Annotated in this window: 13 protein-coding genes; 10 read left to right on the top strand and 3 right to left on the bottom strand. The window is 69.4% G+C overall.

Translation table 11 applies throughout. The features are described from left to right. The first annotated feature begins 18 nt into the window (after nucleotides 1-18). Nucleotides 19-858: a hypothetical protein gene (locus tag ASG52_RS04735; protein WP_056239773.1), complete on the top strand. Its 840-nt coding sequence runs from the start codon at nucleotides 19-21 to the stop codon at nucleotides 856-858. Nucleotides 859-1,098: 240 nt separating this feature from the next. Then, nucleotides 1,099-2,475, top strand: coding sequence for a GGDEF domain-containing protein (locus ASG52_RS04730; RefSeq protein ID WP_056239771.1), 1,377 nt, complete (start codon nucleotides 1,099-1,101; stop codon nucleotides 2,473-2,475). A 36-nt stretch (nucleotides 2,476-2,511) separates the two neighbouring features. On the opposite strand, the gene ASG52_RS25935 is transcribed toward ASG52_RS04730, so the two are convergent. Continuing rightward, the gene (locus tag ASG52_RS25935; RefSeq protein ID WP_082552345.1) at nucleotides 2,512-3,564 is read right to left on the bottom strand and encodes a glycosyltransferase; all 1,053 of its coding nucleotides are present in this window, start codon (nucleotides 3,562-3,564) and stop codon (nucleotides 2,512-2,514) included. A 308-nt stretch (nucleotides 3,565-3,872) separates the two neighbouring features. On the opposite strand from ASG52_RS25935, the gene ahcY reads away from it, so the two are divergent. The 7 genes from ahcY to ASG52_RS04690 all read left to right on the top strand — a co-directional run bounded on the left by ahcY (nucleotide 3,873) and on the right by ASG52_RS04690 (nucleotide 12,045). Beyond that, a complete protein-coding gene (ahcY, locus tag ASG52_RS04720) occupies nucleotides 3,873-5,279 on the top strand; it encodes an adenosylhomocysteinase (RefSeq protein ID WP_056239769.1) in 1,407 nt (468 codons plus the stop codon). A 491-nt stretch (nucleotides 5,280-5,770) separates the two neighbouring features. Continuing rightward, nucleotides 5,771-8,377, top strand: coding sequence for a sensor histidine kinase (locus tag ASG52_RS04715; RefSeq protein WP_082552344.1), 2,607 nt, complete (start codon nucleotides 5,771-5,773; stop codon nucleotides 8,375-8,377). A 153-nt stretch (nucleotides 8,378-8,530) separates the two neighbouring features. After that, complete coding sequence (gene tsaE / locus ASG52_RS04710) at nucleotides 8,531-10,111, top strand: tRNA (adenosine(37)-N6)-threonylcarbamoyltransferase complex ATPase subunit type 1 TsaE (protein ID WP_502691028.1); 1,581 nt, start codon at nucleotides 8,531-8,533, stop codon at nucleotides 10,109-10,111. Between the two features lie 29 nt (nucleotides 10,112-10,140). Further along, the gene (locus tag ASG52_RS04705) at nucleotides 10,141-10,896 is read left to right on the top strand and encodes a nucleotidyltransferase family protein (protein WP_056239766.1); all 756 of its coding nucleotides are present in this window, start codon (nucleotides 10,141-10,143) and stop codon (nucleotides 10,894-10,896) included. Between the two features lie 54 nt (nucleotides 10,897-10,950). Continuing rightward, nucleotides 10,951-11,394, top strand: coding sequence for a tellurite resistance TerB family protein (locus ASG52_RS04700; RefSeq protein WP_056239764.1), 444 nt, complete (start codon nucleotides 10,951-10,953; stop codon nucleotides 11,392-11,394). 67 nt (nucleotides 11,395-11,461) lie between these two features. After that, nucleotides 11,462-11,749, top strand: a complete 288-nt coding sequence (locus tag ASG52_RS04695) for a hypothetical protein (RefSeq protein ID WP_056239762.1) — start codon at nucleotides 11,462-11,464, stop codon at nucleotides 11,747-11,749. Then, entirely contained in the window at nucleotides 11,749-12,045 is a 297-nt protein-coding gene (locus ASG52_RS04690; RefSeq protein WP_056239759.1) for a PIN domain-containing protein, read from the top strand. The genes ASG52_RS04695 and ASG52_RS04690 overlap by 1 nt, the downstream gene beginning before the upstream one ends. A 123-nt stretch (nucleotides 12,046-12,168) precedes the next feature. Here the strand turns inward: ASG52_RS04690 and ASG52_RS26875 are convergent, their stop codons facing one another. Beyond that, entirely contained in the window at nucleotides 12,169-12,669 is a 501-nt protein-coding gene (locus tag ASG52_RS26875) for a hypothetical protein (protein ID WP_210170403.1), read from the bottom strand. A gap of 128 nt (nucleotides 12,670-12,797) precedes the next feature. Then, on the bottom strand, nucleotides 12,798-13,097 hold the full coding sequence (locus tag ASG52_RS26870; protein ID WP_162249971.1) for a hypothetical protein: 300 nt from the start codon (nucleotides 13,095-13,097) through the stop codon (nucleotides 12,798-12,800). Nucleotides 13,098-13,108: 11 nt separating this feature from the next. On the opposite strand from ASG52_RS26870, the gene addB reads away from it, so the two are divergent. After that, nucleotides 13,109-16,234, top strand: coding sequence for a double-strand break repair protein AddB (gene addB / locus ASG52_RS04685; protein ID WP_056239757.1), 3,126 nt, complete (start codon nucleotides 13,109-13,111; stop codon nucleotides 16,232-16,234). The last annotated feature ends 3 nt before the right edge of the window (nucleotides 16,235-16,237 follow it).

Genomic DNA, 16,237 nt, shown 5'->3' with positions numbered 1-16,237 from the left:
GGTGCGACTCGACCGGACATGCTGGCGCGCCCCTGCCTTTCCCTCTTCCTCGCGGCCTTCCTCGTCGCGGCGGGCGGCGCGCGTGCCGAGGAGGCGCCGGCCTGGGCGGTCTACGACGCCCCGCCCTTCATGATCGCGGAGGGCGAGGACCGGGAGGCCGGCATCTTCGACCGCATCCGCCACCTGCTCGATGCGCGCCTATCCGGCGGACCCGCCCGCACCCTGCGCGGCCCCTTCCCCCGCGTCGTCAGCGCGCTCAAGGACGGCACCGAGATCTGCTTCGTCGGCGGCATCCGAACGCCGGAGCGGGAGGCCTTCGCGGTGTTCTCGCTGCCGGTCGCGATGTTCTATCCGCTGCGGATCGTCGTCCATGCGCCGGAGCGGGCGCGGTTCGAAGCGCGCGGGCCGCTGTCGCTGCCGGCCCTGCTGGCGGACAGGAGCCTGCGCACGAGTTTCCTGCGCGACCGCACCCAGGGGCCGGAGATCGACGCCCTGGTGCGGGCAAGCGGACCGCCCACGGTCCATTCGGAGTTTCGCGAGGCGTTCCGCATGCTGCTCGCCGACCGGCTCGACTACCTCGTGGAATACTCGGCCATCGCGGCCTACCAAGCGAACATCCTCGGCCAGCCGGAGGGCGTGGCCGCACTCCCCTTCGCCGAGGCGCCCGCGCCGTTGCTCAGCCGCGTCATGTGCCCCAACACCGAATGGGGCCGGGCGCGCATCGCCCGCATCGACGCGATCCTGCGGGCCGAGCGGTCGAGCCCGGCCTACCGGGCCATCGTCGAGGCCTGGGCCGAGCCGGGCGACCTCGCCACGATCCGCGAGGCCTACGACCGGACGTTCCTGACGACCGAGTAGAGCATCGCCCCGAAAGGTGGGAACCCGCTTTCGGGCCGATGCGGCACAACACTTGGAGCATCGTGCCGGATACGACCATCCAGCACGATGCCCCGGCAAGGAAAGCCCGTCCACCGGAACGTGACGGTGCGTCAACAAACCGCTAAGCTTCCGATTCGGATACGATATCCTCGGCAAGTTTTTGGGCGCGCCGCGCCCCGGCGGCGAGCCGCCCTCACCATGGGAGACCGAGGAGACCGCGTGACAGCCTCGGCCCCGCCTCCCGATCCGGCTCCGACCGACCCTTCGAACACCCCCTGGTCCGGCCCCGCGCGGCACCTGTTCGGCTCGTCGCTCGCCGTCCGCCTGCTGCGAGTGATCCTCGGCTGCTATCTCGTGGTCGCGGTCGCGGTGACGGGCGTGCAGGTCTTCACCGAATACCGCAGCGCGCATCAGCGCCTGGAGGCCGATATCCGGGCGATGGAGCGCACCTTCGGCGAGGGGCTCGCCGACGCCCTGTGGAACTTCAACGCGGGCGTGCTGCGCGGCATCCTGCGCGGGGTCGCCGAGATGCCGGTGGTGACCGGCGCCGAGCTGCGCGACGAGCATGGCGGAATGGTCGAGCGCGTCGGCGGCCAAGTCGGCGGCGAGGAGGGCGCGAAACGCTGGCCCGCCCTGTTCGACCGGCCGTTCGAGCGCCGGTTCGACCTCGTCTACACCGACGAGAACCGCCGCCCGCACCGGGTCGGCCACTGGATCGTGCGCTCCAACGACGGCATCGCCCTCGATCAGGTCAAGGAGACGCTGATCGTCATCCTGATCAACTCGCTGCTCAAGACCCTGGCGCTGCTGGCGATCTTCTCCGTGGTGGTCTACCGCATGGTCGGCCGCCCTCTGGCCGAGATCGGCGCCTTCGTGACCGGGCTCGACGCCCGCTCCCTCGGGGCGCGGCCGCTGCGGCTGCGGGCGCGGGGCCACCACGAACTCCATCTGCTGGCGGGCGTATTCAACGCCATGGCGGCCAAGCTGCGCCGCGCCTTCGACGACAACGCCGCCCTGCTGCACGACCTGCAGGAGGCGAACGCCACGCTCCAGGCCCGCGTCGAGGAGCGCACCCGCGACCTCGAACGCCTCGCCGTCACCGACCCGCTGACGGGCTTGAGCAACCGCCGCGCCCTCGACGAGGCGCTGGCCGACGCCGTGCGGGAGGAGGGCGCCGGACTCAGCCTGATCCTGGCCGACATCGACCACTTCAAGGCGATCAACGACCGCCACGGCCACGCGGTGGGCGACGCCGTGCTGGTGGCGCTCGCCGGAGCGCTCGGCGACGCGGCGCGGCCGGGCGACCGGCTCGGCCGCTGGGGCGGCGAGGAATTCGTGATCCTGTGCCCTTCGACCGACCTCGCCGCGGCGCAGGCGCTCGCCGAATCGATGCGCCTGCGGGTCTCCGAGACGGAGATCGCGGGGGTCGGCCGCCGGACCTGCTCCTTCGGCGTGGCCGCGCGCGCCGCGGGCGAGAGCGTCGATGGCCTGCTCGTGCGCGCCGACGCGGCCCTCTACGCCGCCAAGCACGCCGGTCGCGACCGGGTCGAGACGGCTGGCCCCAGCCCGGCGCTCGACCGGCGTAGCGCCGCGTGAGGCTATTCCCCCATCGCGGACCTCCATGCGTCGTTCTCAGTCCAGGAAGAACCGCTCGCGACTCTGGCGCTCGCTCCAGTGCTCGTTCGGTTTCCGATACGAGTAGTGCGTAAAGACGCCGAAACCGGAATCGATGTTGTTCTTCATGAAGTGGACAGAGACCCGCTCCCGCAACTCGGCCTTGATCCGAGGCTTCGGAAACGCCTGATCGAAGAATTCCTGCACGATGATGAAGGTGCCCGTCAGGCCGAAGAGGTCGTAAGGGACGTATTCTAACGTGGCCTCCTCCTTTCGCTTCTGCGCGAGAACGTTGCCAACCACGCGGTCGATGACGCGGTCGAGCTCCGATGCGCCCCGCCGCGCCGCGAGGACGCCGTTCATGAGGTCGAGATCCGTCGCCTTCGACATGGCCCATTCCCTGCCGAACAGGACGACATGGACCGTCTCGAGATCCTTCAGCGTCTCCATGAGATTCTGAGGCGAGGTCGGGCCGACATGGGCATCGACATACAATCCGCCGTGCTCGCGGAGGAGGAAGAGGCGCGCGATGTCCGATTTCGCCGAAGGCAGTCGGATCGCCTCGAAGACGGGAACGAACGCCTTCGGCAGCAGCGGGATCACGTCCCGGTCGCCGAAGACCTCGAATCTCGGGTAGATCGCTCTCCAGTCCGGGGCGGAGGGTGGCTCCGCGAGACCCCGATCGACCCAGTACATGAAGACCATCGTCTCTTCGACGAAGTCCCGCAGCGGCCCCTCGAACCGAGACCGGGGGACATGCGCGGCCGGAGCCGGCGCGCCGACTTCCTTCTGCCAGCCGGTCCGCCCTTCGGCCAGTCCGAGATCGAGGAAGTGCGTCAGGGGATCGACGTCGCGGGCTTCGACGTCGGGATTGGCGGCGAGATAGCCGTCACCGCTGAAGCCCGCGCTCGGATCGCGACCCTCCCGCCAGCCGAACAGGAGATAGTGCTGCAGCGGCGTTCCGGGGAACCGCTCCACGTCGCGGTAGGCCCGAAGGTAATAGGCCTCGTCGAAGCCCGGCATGCGGCGCGGCACCGGGCGGCGCTTCCGGAACAGGCGCGGCAGTCTCATGAGCAGTCTCATGGGCGACCTCATGGGCGACCTCATGGGCGACGTCCTCATAAACGTTCGAACGACGTCGAGGCCGGTTCGTTGGGCAGCCCTCTACGGCCTGACCGCGATCGGCACCAGTCGGTCGGAGAGGAGGGTCGGTCACCGTCGGGCCGTGCGCCGCCGTGAACCCCGACCTCGGCAAAACGCATAAAGACATCTTTATGTCTTGATTGCTCCGTAAGCCGCGCCCTGCTACAGGGACGGCCGACGCGCCGGTCCGCCGGCGCACGAGGGCCGCAAGGGCCCCGCTTCCAGAGGGACATCACATGGCTGCAGCCAACGATTACATCGTCCGCGACATCGGGCTGGCCGATTACGGCCGCAAGGAGATCTCGATCGCCGAGACCGAGATGCCGGGCCTGATGGCGACCCGCGAGGAGTACGGCGCGAGCCAGCCGCTCAAGGGCGCGAAGATCGCCGGCTCGCTGCACATGACGATCCAGACCGCGGTGCTGATCGAGACGCTCAAGGCTCTCGGCGCCGACATCCGCTGGGTGTCCTGCAACATCTACTCGACCCAGGACCATGCCGCCGCAGCCATCGCCGCCGCCGGCATCCCGGTCTTCGCCGTCAAGGGCGAGACCCTGACCGAGTACTGGGACTACACCTCGAAGCTGTTCGACTGGCATGACGGCTCGATGCCGAACATGATCCTCGACGACGGCGGCGACGCCACCATGTTCGTCCATCTGGGTCTCCGCGCCGAGAACGGCGACACCGCCTTCCTCGACAAGCCGGAATCCGAGGAAGAGGAGATCTTCTTCGCGCTCCTCAAGAAGAAGCTCGCCGAGAAGCCGAAGGGCTGGTTCGCGGGTCTGGCCGACTCGATCAAGGGCGTCTCCGAGGAGACCACCACGGGCGTCCACCGCCTCTACAACCTCGCCAAGGAAGGCAAGCTGCTCTTCCCGGCGATCAACGTGAACGACTCGGTCACCAAGTCGAAGTTCGACAACCTCTACGGCTGCAAGGAGTCGCTGGTCGACGGCATCCGCCGCGGCACCGACGTGATGATGGCCGGCAAGGTCGCCATGGTCGCGGGCTTCGGCGACGTCGGCAAGGGCTCGGCCGCTAGCTTGCGCAACGCAGGCTGCCGCGTGATGGTGTCGGAGATCGACCCGATCTGCGCGCTCCAGGCCGCGATGGAGGGCTACGAGGTCGTCACCATGGAAGACGCCGCGCCGCGCGCCGACATCTTCGTGACCGCGACCGGCAACAAGGACATCATCACGATCGAGCACATGCGCGCCATGAAGGACCGTGCGATCGTGTGCAACATCGGCCACTTCGACAACGAGATCCAGGTCGCCGGCCTGAAGAACCTCAAGTGGTCGAACATCAAGCCGCAGGTGGACGAGATCACCTTCGCCGACGGCCACCGCATCATCCTCCTGTCGGAGGGTCGTCTGGTGAACCTCGGCAACGCCACCGGCCACCCGTCCTTCGTGATGTCGGCCTCGTTCACCAACCAGACGCTGGCCCAGATCGAGCTCTGGACCAACCCGGGCAAGTACGAGAAGCAGGTCTACACCCTGCCGAAGACCCTCGACGAAAAGGTCGCGGCCCTGCACCTCGAGAAGATCGGCGTGAAGCTCTCCAAGCTCCGCCCCGACCAGGCCGCCTATATCGGCGTCGCCGAGACCGGCCCGTTCAAGCCCGAGCACTACCGCTACTGAACGGCTGACGCCGACGCGATCGGCGCACCGACGGACGAACCAGGGAGCCCGGCCGCAAGGCCGGGCTCTTTTTTCGTTTGGTCCCCACCCGCGGAGTGAGGTGGAAGCCGACCGAATCAACCGAAACCGGCCTGAACGGTGCAGGCAAGGAAATCCGTATAACCGGGCGCGAAAAGCGCCCCGCACAGCGGCCTCGGCAAAGCCGAGGCGTCCAGCAAAGCGAGCAGCCAAAGCCGCGGACGCGGCTGCCGGCGCCTGAGGCCAACCAAAAGCTACTGTGGCTTTTGTGCGCCCCGCCGCGTCCGAATGCAGCGCGGTCCCGCTTCGGGCCATAAAGGCGCTTCCAGCCGGAATCCCCCCCGCGTTAGGATGGGGCGAACGAACGGAGCGGGCGCCCACGCCTCGGCCGATGGTCGGGGGTGACGGGATGCCTTTGCCCGGACGGCGGCGTTCGGCCGTCGCCGTCCGGCGCGGGTGTCGGGGGCTTGAGAATGGGTCTGGAACGGACGGTGCGCGGCCTCGCGCGTGCCGGCGTCCTCTGGGTCGCGGCGCCGCTGGCGGCGGCGGCCGAGGGCGCTCCGTCCGGCGACGCGGGGTCGATGCTGGGACCGATGCACACGCACAACGCCGCCGGCTTGGCCGTGCTGATCGGCCTGACCGTGTTCGCGACGATCCTGTCGCTGCTGCACATGCGCGAGCGCGGCCGCTGGATGCGCCGCGAGCGCGCCCTGCAGGATGCGCTCTCGGCGCTCAGCGGCGCCCACGACCGGGCCGAGATGCTGCTCCATTCCGAGCGGCAGGTGCTCGTCACCTGGGCCGGGCGCGGCGAGCCCGCGGTCGAGGGCGATGCCGGCTTCGCTCAGGATCTCCGGGGCGGCGCGGCCGATCCCCGCGGCGCGCAGAACGGGGCCAAGCGGCTGCTCGCCTTCGGCACGTGGCTCGCCGCGCAGGACGCGCAACTCCTCGACGCCGCCGTGTCGGCCCTGCGCGAGCGCGGCACCGGCTTCCGGATGAACCTGCGCAGCCTCGCCGGGCGCTACATCGAGGCGCAGGGCGGGGCGGTCGGCGGGCGGGCGCTGCTGCGCCTGCGCGAGACGACGGAGGAGCGGCGCGAGCTGATCGAGCTGCGCGGCACCCTGGAGGAGGCCAAGCGCGGCTTCGCGGCGCTCGCCGGCCTCCTCGACGCGATTCCCCAGCCGGTCTGGCACCGGGCGCCGGACGGGCGCCTCGCCTTCGCCAACGCGGCCTACGCCGCCGCCGTCGAGGCGCCGAACCGCGAGGCGGTGGTGGAGGGCGGGCTCGAACTGCTCGACCGCGCCGCCCGCGAGCAGATCGCCCGGCGCCCCGCCGCCAAGAGCCAGCCCCAGCCTCACCCCCAGCCCCTTCGCCTCTCCGCGGTGGTCGCGGGCGCGCGCCGCACCCTCGACGTCTGCGAGAGCGCGACCGAGACGGGCCGCGTCGGCATCGCCGTCGACGTCTCGGAATTGGAGAGCGTGCGCGCCGACCTGCAACGGCAGATGGACGCCAACGTCCGCACCCTCGACCAATTGCCGACCGCGGTGGCGATGTTCGACGCGCGCCAGCGCCTGATCTTCCACAACGCCGCCTACCAGCGCCTGTGGGACCTCGACCCGGCCTTCCTCGACTCGAAACCCCTCGACGGCGAGATTCTCGACCGGCTGCGCGCGGCCCGGAAGCTGCCGGAGCAGGCCGATTTCCGCTCGTGGAAGGCCGAGGTGCTCGCCGCCTACCGCGCGGTGGAGGCCACCGACACGCCCTGGTACCTGCCCGATGGGCGCACGCTTCGCGTACTCGCCGACCCCAACCCGCAGGGCGGCCTGACCTACCTGTTCCAGGACGTCTCGGAGAGCATGAAGCTCGCCTCGCGCTACGACGCGCTGATGAAGGAGCAGGCCGAGACGCTGGAGGCCCTCAAGGAGCCCGTGGCGGTGTTCGCCGCCGACGGACGCCTCACGGTGGCCAACCGCGCCTTCGCCACGACGTGGCGGATCGATCCGGCGACGCTCGCGGGCAAGCCCTACGTCGACGCCGTCATCGCCGCCTGCCGGACGCTGACGCCGGACCAGGGCACATGGGCCGGCATCCGGCAGGCCATCACCGGCCTCAGCGACTCCCGCAGCGTCCATTCCTGCCGCCTCGACATGAGCGACGGCACCGTGCTCGACTGCTCGGCCCAGCCGCTGCCGCTCGGCGCGACGCTGCTGACCTTCATCGACGTGACCGCGAGCGCCAACGTCGAGCGGGCGCTGACCGACAAGAACGACGCCCTGGAGCGTGCCTCGCAGCTGCGCGACACCTTCGTCCACCACGTCTCCTACGAGCTGCGCTCGCCGCTCACCAACATCATCGGCTTCACCCAGCTCCTCGGCGACGAGACCGTCGGCGCCCTCAACGAGCGCCAGCGCGAGTATTCCGAGCACATCATGCGCTCGTCCGCCGCGCTGCTCGTCATCATCAACGACATCCTCGACCTCGCCTCGATCGATGCCGGCTCGCTCGAACTCCAGCGCGAGACCATCGACGTGCGCGCCACCGTCGAGGCTGCCGCCCGCGGCATCGAGGATCGGCTGGCCGAGTCCCATATCGGCCTCGACCTCGACGTGCCGGACGGCGTCGGCAGCGTGTTCGCCGACGGCAAGCGGGTCCGCCAGATCCTGTTCAACCTCTTGTCGAACGCGGTCGGCTTCTCCGAGCCCGGCCAGCACGTGCGCGTCGAGGCGCGGCGCCAGGGCGGCGCGCTGACGCTGTCGGTGATCGACCAGGGCCGCGGCATCCCGGCGGAGGTGATCGACCGGGTGTTCGACCGGTTCGAGAGCAACACGCTCGGCACCAAGCACCGCGGCGTGGGTCTCGGGCTGTCGATCGTGCGCTCCTTCGTCGAGCTGCATGGCGGCCGGGTCGAGATCGCCTCCGCGCCGGGCCGCGGCACCCGCGTCTCCTGCCTGTTTCCCGCCGAGCCTTCGCCCGGCAACGGGCAGCTCCCCGGCCCGAGCCCGGAAGCCGAGGCCGCCCGCACGCCGCGCAACGGCCCGACGCCGAACGGCCGCGCCGCCGCCAGCCTGGAGGCGGCGGAGTAGGGAAAACCGCATCCCGACCGGAGCTTGGGCCGAACTTTCAAGGTTTCGCCTGCGGTAAGAAAACCGGTTAAGCATCCCCTGCTAGGATCGCGCGAAACCGTCGGACCCATGTGTCCGGGGGGGCGTCCGGCGGTGCGTGCGGAGGGTGAGGCGTTGAGCGAGGACACGGACGGCACGGCCGGGGCTTCCTCATCCGAGACGCCCAAGCGGCGCCCGGCCTGGGAGGTGCTGCTGCCGGAAGAGGGCGCCACCGAGGACATGGCCGCGTTCCTGGCGGGCTTCCTCCTGCCCGGCGACCTCGTGGCCCTCTCCGGGGGGCTGGGCGCGGGCAAGACCACGCTCGCCCGCGCGATGATCCGCGAACTCGCGGGCGACCCGCGGCTCGAAGTGCCGAGCCCGACCTTCACGCTGATGCAGCCCTACGAGACCCGGAGCGGCCGCCCGGTGATCCACGCCGACCTCTACCGCCTGCGCGGGCCCGACGAACTGGTCGAACTCGGCTTCGATGAACTCGCCGAGACCGCCATCACCCTGGTCGAGTGGCCGGAGCGGTTGGGTCCGCGCGACGCCGAGACCCTCTCGGTCGATCTCTCGCTCCGGCCCGAATACGGCGAGGGCGCCCGCTTCGTGCGGATCGACGGCACGCCGGGGATGCGCGAGCGCATCGACCGCGCCCGCGCGGTGCGCGCGCTGATCGCCCGCACCGGCTGGGACGAGGCCGACCGGGTGCCGATGCAGGGCGACGCCTCGTCGCGCGCCTACGAGCGGCTGGTGAGGCCCGGCGGCGAGACTGCGGTGCTGATGATCGCGCCGCCGCGCCCCGACGGCCCGCCGGTGAAGGACGGCAAGCCCTACAGCGCCGTCGTCAAGCTCGCCGAAAGCATCCACGCCTTCGTCGGCATGGACCGGGCGCTGGTCGGCCTCGGCGTCTCGGCCCCGAAGATTCTCGGCGAGGATCTTTCGGCCGGGCTGCTGATCCTGGAGGATCTGGGCTCCGAGCCGGTGGTCGAGAACGGCGCGCCGCGCCCCGAGCGCTATGCGGAAGCCGTGCGCCTGCTCGCCAAGCTCCACGCCACCGATCTGCCCGACCGGGTGCCGGTGGCGGACGGTATCGAGCACGGGCTGCCGCGCTACGATGCGGAGGCGCTGCTGTTCGAGGTCGAGTTGATGCCCGAATGGTACGCGCCCGCCATCCGCAACACCCACCTGCCGCCGGACGCGCGGCGCGAGTTCCAGGCGCTCTGGGGCGACGCCCTCAAGGACCTGCTGACCGAGCGCACGACCTGGACTTTGCGCGACTACCACTCCCCCAACCTGATCTGGCTGCCCGAGCGCGAGGGGCTGGAGCGGGTCGGCGTGATCGACTTTCAGGACGCGGTGATGGGCCACCCGGCCTACGACGTCGCCTCGCTGCTGCAGGACGCCCGCGTCGATTGCAGCGCGGATTTCGAGCTGCGGCTGCTCGGCCTCTACATCCGTGAGCGCCGCGCCCGCGATCCCGGCTTCGACCTCCAGGGCTTCGCCCGCTCCTACGCGGTGCTGGCGGCGCAACGCGCCACGAAAATCCTCGGCATCTTCGCCCGGCTCGACAAGCGCGACGGCAAGCCGGGCTACCTCGCCCACCTGCCGCGGATCGAGGGCTACCTCGCCCGCAACCTCGCCCATCCGGCGCTCGGCCCCCTGCGGGCCTGGCACGAGACGCAGTTGCCGAGTCTCGTCGCGCCCACCGCCTGATCCTGCCTCCAACGCTTCCGATGGCCGCCATGAACGACGCGACCAACCCCAAAAAAATAACGCGCGCCTTCGTGCTCGCCGCGGGCCTCGGCAAGCGGATGCGGCCGATCACGGCCACCGTGCCGAAGCCACTCGTGGAGGTCGCCGGCAAGGCGCTGATCGACCACGCCCTCGACCGGGCGGCCGAAGGCGGGATCGAGACCGCCATCGTCAACGTCCACTGGCTCGCCGACCTGATGGAGGGCCATCTCTCCCACCGCGTCGGCGGCCCGGCGATCGTGATCTCCGACGAGCGCGCGGCGCTGCTGGAGACCGGCGGCGGCATCCGCAAGGCGCTGCACCATCTCGGCTCCGAGCCGTTCGTGGTGTTCAACTCCGATTCGTTCTGGCTGGAGGGCCCGCGCCCGAACCTGCCCCGGCTGATCGAGGCCTGGAACCCGCAGACCATGGACATCCTGCTGCTGGTGGCGCCGACGGCGACCAGCCTCGGCTACGAGGGCGCGGGCGATTTCGACATGGATGCCGACGGGCGTCTCGCCTGGCGCGGCGAGCGCGAGGTCGCGCCCTTCATCTACGCGGGCGTCGCCATTCTGAAGCCCGAGCTGTTCGCCGACACGCCGGAGGGCTCGTTCTCGCTCACCCTGCTGTTCGACCGGGCGGCCAAGAGCGGCAGCCTGCACGGGCTACGCCTGGACGGGCAATGGCTCCATGTCGGCACGCCCGGTGCCATCGAGGCGGCGGAAGCCCGCGTGCGCCAGAGCGCACAGGTGCCGTTGGTGCCTTGAACCTGGGGCCGCGCGGCGTGTTGAAGCCGGTTCGGGCATGACGGCAGGGCGGGAATGGGTCTGATCTCGGAAACGGTGGAGCGCTTCCGCCGCACGCTGACGGCCTATGCCGGCGACGAGAGCCTGATGCAGGCGGCGGTCTCGGCCTGCGCCAACGTCGCGGTCGCCGACGGCGAGGTGATGTCGGAAGAGTTCGACACGGCGCTCGCCGGGCTTCACGCCAATCCGATCCTTGAGAAGGGCTACGACAGCCTGATGCTGGAACACGCCCTCTACGAGGGCCTGGGCCGCGCCCGCACCCGCGCCGGCCGCTCCGAGAACCTCGTGCGCGTCGCGGTCATCGCCGACCGCCCGGAGGAGCAGCGCCGCAACGTCTTCCTGATCGCCGCCGATGTCGCCGACCACGAGGGCATCGGGGAGAAGGAGAAGGCGGCCTTGGCCGAGATCGCCGAGGCCTTGGGGGTCGATGGATCGGGGTTGTTGGCGCGGTTCGGGTAGGGGGTGATCGGGCCTCCCCCTGGCCGGCGCGAACGCTTACATTCGGGCGATACGCTCGGAGGTTGCCATGGACGTGAAGGAAGCGGTAGCCAAGGCGAAGACCGACGTCGCGGAGGCCTTCGCCGGAGAAAGCCTGACGAATCTCGGCCTCGAAGAAGTCCGCTTCGACGACATGGCCGAGGTTTGGTCGATCACCCTCGGCTTCTCTCGCCCCTGGGACGCTCCGAAGATCGTCACCAACCGGCTCGGGCGCGACCTCGACCTCAACCGCACCTACAAGACCGTGCGGATCGCCGATCCCGACGGAAGGCTGCTCCCGGTGGACGACCGGGTGCCGTTGATGGCCGAGGGGTGATGCGGGCGTGCCTCCTCGACACCAACCTGCTGGTCCTGCTCACGGTCGGCCGCGCCTCGCCGGCCTTCGTCGAGGTGCATAAGCGGACCCGCAGCGACCGGAGCGAGGATATGCCTCTGCTCGAAACGCTGCTGGCGAAAGCTGACCGAATCGTCACGACGCCGCACGTGCTGGGCGAGACCTCGAACCTGATCCGGCAGTTTCAGGAACCGGGACGCGGCCGGACGTCGAAGCCTTCCGGGATTTTGCCGTCAGGGCAGAGGAAATTCACGGAATTAGGTAACAAGCTCACCTGAGTTACCGCCACGAGGTTCCGGTAGGGGCTCCCGGCTTCATGCGTCAGCGACAGCAGCTCGGCTATCCAAGCCGCTGTCGAGGTATTGCAGTAACGCACATGCAAGCAGCTCCACTTAATTTATTTAGTTTTTAGACGCTCCGCCCGATCCGGGAAACTCAGTGCTTTTCGGATGCGCGTATTTTTGCATTTCCGGAGGAATTTCGACAGGATAGGCAGCATGCAACATTCCATTTTCCAAGCCCTGCCGCATTTGACTTTGGATCATTCGAATGTCTGCCGCGATGCGCTTAAAGGACTCTTTGTTGCCGCTCTGAGCGCGGGCAAAATCGTTCAATTTTTCAAAATAAGCGAGTAGGCGCTGGGCAACATCACAATACGAAGGAATGGGAGGATCCGCATAACACGACTTATTTAACATTGCCGCCTGTATCGGCACAATTGGCAAATAAACTGCGTTTCTTTCATCATCGATATCGAATTCGCCGTGTTTTTTAAGTAGCTTCAAAACGGGAAAATTTGCAAAGGCCCGCGGGATTATGAAAAATTGTTCGCAAGATATATCCGCCCAATTATGTAAGCCATCGATTGCATCAAAGCCATCTTTTTCAAAAAGCAATTTCACAACCGGGTGGTCTCGGAATTTTTCGGAGATTATTCTATGGGGTACCATCTTAGGCATTGTGCTAGTCCATAGTCACAGAGCTAATTGTGTGCTTCGTACCAAGTCGCCGTCCTTCGGACAACCGAGGATTAGCATGAGTTAACGAATTTACTCGCCATCGGCCGCCCGCAGCGGGAGCGGTCGCGCTCACGGGTGGGGCTTGGTGGAGATGCTGCATAATACCGGAAATTCACGTCCCTTGCGCGGCAGCGCTCGCACAGCCGGAATTCCCACGCCTCGGCCTGACCGATGCCGGCATCCTCGCCGCGCTGCGCGACGATGTTGGCCTCGTCACGGACGATCTCGACCTTTATGTTTCCAGCGTCACCGCCGGGTTCGACGCGATCAACTTCACGCACGAGCGCGCCCGCCGCCTCGGGTGACATCACAGACGGCCGCCATGTCCGCCCCCCGCGTCCTCACCATCCCTCCCGGCGCCCCGTTCCTGCCGACGCTCGCCGACGCGCTCGTCTCGGGCCGCCTCGTCGGCGCGCTCGGCGAGGATCCGTTCGCGCTGGCTTCCGTCACGCTCTACCTGCCGACGCAGCGCGCCGTGCGGGCGCTCTCGACCGTGCTGGCGCAGCGCCTCGGCGGCGCGGCCCTGCTGCCGCGGATGATCCCGCTGGGCGAGGCCGACGAGGCGGAACTCGACCTCTCGGCCAACGCGCTCTTGGAGACGCCCGAAGAGCTGCTGCATCCGGCGGTCGCTGCCCTGGAGCGGCGGCTGATCCTCGCCCGCCTCGTCCAGAAATGGGCCGAGACCGTGGACCGCGAGTTGCTACCCATCGACGACGAGGTGCCGTTCCTCGTGCCGTCCTCGCCCGCCGACGCGGTGGCGCTCGCCGCCGACCTCGAAGGACTGATGGACGCGCTCACCGTCGAGGGCCTGCCCTGGAACGAGATCGGCGCCGCGGTCGAGGCCGAGCATTCGCGCTATTTCAGCCTCACCCTCGATTTCCTGCGCATCGCCGCCGAGAACTGGCCCGGCATCCTCGCGTCCCGCTCGCTGGCCGACCCGGCGGTGCGCGCCCGCCGCCTCGTGCTGGCCGAGGCCGACCGGCTCTCCCGCGAGCGGCCGGGCGATCCGGTGGTGGTGGCGGGCTCGACCGGCTCGGTCCCGGCCACCGCCCGGCTGATCGCCGCGGTGGCCCGGCTGCCGCGCGGTGCCGTGGTGCTACCCGGCCTCGACCTCCATCTCGATCCCGAAGGCTGGGAGGCCATCGACGGCGGCGGCAACCCCGAGGACGCCGCCCACGGCCATCCGCAGGCGATCCTGCGCCAGCTCATGGGTCGCAGCGCGCTCAGCGTCGGGCGCGAGGCCGTCGCCCCCCTGGGCGACCCGCCCCCCGAGGCGGTGGCGCGAGAAAAACTGCTGTCGCAGGCCCTGCGCCCGGCCGAGACCACCGATGCCTGGGCCGGGCTCGACGCCGCAGAGCGACTGGCGCTCGCCCGCGACGGGTTCGCCGGCCTCGCGGTGGTCGAGGCCGCGGACGAGCGCGAGGAGGCGCTGATCGCCGCGCTCGCGCTGCGCGAGACGCTTGAGACGCCCGGCGCCACCGCCGCCCTGGTGACGCCCGACCGCGGGCTGGCGCTGCGCGTCTCGGCCGAACTCGCCCGCTGGGGCATCGTGGCGGAGGATTCGGCCGGCCTCGGGCTCGCCCGCTCGCAGGGCGGGCGCTTCGCCCGGCTGGTGGCGGAACTGGCCGCCGAGCCGGCCCCGTCCCGCGTGATCTCTCTGCTGGCCCATCCCTTCGTGCGGCTCGGGCTCACCCGCAGCGAGGTGGTGCGCGCGGGCGCGGCGCTCGAGATCGGGGGCCTGCGCGGCCCCGCCCCGGTGCCGAAGAACAGCTTTGCGGGCATGCGGACCGCGCTCGAAATCCAGCGCACCACCACAGCGCGGGTGCCGCGGGCGAAGAAGCGGCTCAAGGCGATCGACTGGGAGCTGGCGGCAAAGGTTCTCGAGCGGCTCGAGAAAGCGCTCGGCCCGTTCCGCGGCGATGAGCAGCCCGCTGTCGGCAACCTCGTGGCGCTGGCCGCCCTCCATCGCGAGGCCTGCGATCGGATGCTCGAAGGCCCGGAAAACGAGATCGACGACCCGTCCCTCGACACGCTGGACCAACTGTTCGACGACCTCGAAGCGGCGGCCGACGAAGAACTACCCGGCCGCTTCGGCGATTACGCCGCTGTCTTCACCGCGCTCGCCCGCGACCGCACCGTGGCTTGCGCCCGCGACGGCGCGCATCCGCGCCTGCGCCTGCTCGGGCCGCTGGAGGCGCGGCTGCTCACCGTCGACCGGATCGTGCTCGGCGGCCTCGACGAGGCGGTCTGGCCGGTGCGCCAGACCACCGACGCCTTCCTCAACCGGCCGATGCGGGGTCAGGTCGGCCTCTCTCCGCCCGAGCGGCGGATCGGGCAGGCGGCGCACGACTTCGTGCAGTTGCTCGGCACCCACGACGCGGTGCTGACCCGCGCGGCCAAGCGCGAGGGCTCGCCGACCGTACCCTCGCGCTTCCTCCAGCGCCTGCGCGCCTTCGGCGGCGAGGGCCCGTGGGAGGCCGTGCTCGCCCGCGGACGCCGCCTGCGGGGGCTCGCCGCCGTGCTCGACCGCGGCCGGGAGCCCGCCCCGCCCCGCCTCGCGCGCCCGGCACCGAAGCCCGACCCGTCCCTCTTTCCGCGCCGCCTCAGCGTCACCGAGATCGAGACGCTGGTGCGCGATCCCTATTCGATCTTCGCCAAGCATGTGCTCGGACTGGAGGCGCTGGAACCGGTCGCCGTGGTGCCGGGCGCCTCCGAGCGCGGCAGCCTCGTGCACGATGTCGTGGCGCAGTTCGCGCAGGCCTATCCCGGCCCGATCGACGATCCCGTCCTCGCCCAGCAGCGCCTGGCCGATCTCGCCGTCAACGTCTTCGCCCGCATCGAGAGCGAGTATCCCGAACTCTATGCGGAGTGGTTCCCCCGCTACGAGCGCATGGCGATCGAGTTTCTGGAGTGGGAGCTGACGCGCCGCCCGGACCTCGCCGGCATCCATCCCGAGATGTCCGGCAAGTGGGACATCCCGCTCGGCTCGGAGACCTTCACCCTTACAGGCCGGGCTGACAGGATCGAGCGGCGGGCTGATGGAGGCTTCTGCATCATCGACTTCAAGACCGGAAATCCGCCGAGCAACCGCGAAGTTTTTGCCGGCTTCTCACCACAGCTGACCCTGGAAGCCGCGATGCTGATGCACGGCGCTTTCGAGGGACTGAAGGCCGGCGCGCCTCCTGATCTCCTCTACGTCCATGCCTCTGGCGGACGCGAACCGTTCCGGCCGATCCCGATCAAGCCACCAACGGGTGAAGCAAAAGCGGTTAGCGCAATTATCGAAGAGCATGTCGCGCGCCTGCGCGGCCTTCTCGCTCGTTACATGACCGGAGAGGCACCCTACGTCTCGCGCCCATATCCAAAGTATGTGCGCGCCTACAGCGACTACGATCATTTGGCCCGCGTCCTCGAATGGTCGCTGGCGGGCGAGGGGGAGGGCGCTTGATGC

The organism is Methylobacterium sp. Leaf456, assembly GCF_001425465.1.
Classification (GTDB): Bacteria; Pseudomonadota; Alphaproteobacteria; order Rhizobiales; family Beijerinckiaceae; genus Methylobacterium.
This window is presented reverse-complemented; position numbering and strand designations above follow the sequence as displayed.

Coding starts and splice junctions, on each gene's coding strand:
- ASG52_RS25935 (WP_082552345.1), bottom strand. CDS start 3,564: ATGAGACTGCCGCGCCTGTTCCGGAAGCGCCGCCCGGTGCCGCGCCGC.
- ASG52_RS04715 (WP_082552344.1), top strand. CDS start 5,771: ATGGGTCTGGAACGGACGGTGCGCGGCCTCGCGCGTGCCGGCGTCCTC.
- addB (WP_056239757.1), top strand. CDS start 13,109: ATGTCCGCCCCCCGCGTCCTCACCATCCCTCCCGGCGCCCCGTTCCTG.
- ASG52_RS04700 (WP_056239764.1), top strand. CDS start 10,951: ATGGGTCTGATCTCGGAAACGGTGGAGCGCTTCCGCCGCACGCTGACG.
- ASG52_RS04690 (WP_056239759.1), top strand. CDS start 11,749: ATGCGGGCGTGCCTCCTCGACACCAACCTGCTGGTCCTGCTCACGGTC.
- ASG52_RS04705 (WP_056239766.1), top strand. CDS start 10,141: ATGAACGACGCGACCAACCCCAAAAAAATAACGCGCGCCTTCGTGCTC.
- ASG52_RS04735 (WP_056239773.1), top strand. CDS start 19: ATGCTGGCGCGCCCCTGCCTTTCCCTCTTCCTCGCGGCCTTCCTCGTC.
- ahcY (WP_056239769.1), top strand. CDS start 3,873: ATGGCTGCAGCCAACGATTACATCGTCCGCGACATCGGGCTGGCCGAT.
- ASG52_RS04695 (WP_056239762.1), top strand. CDS start 11,462: ATGGACGTGAAGGAAGCGGTAGCCAAGGCGAAGACCGACGTCGCGGAG.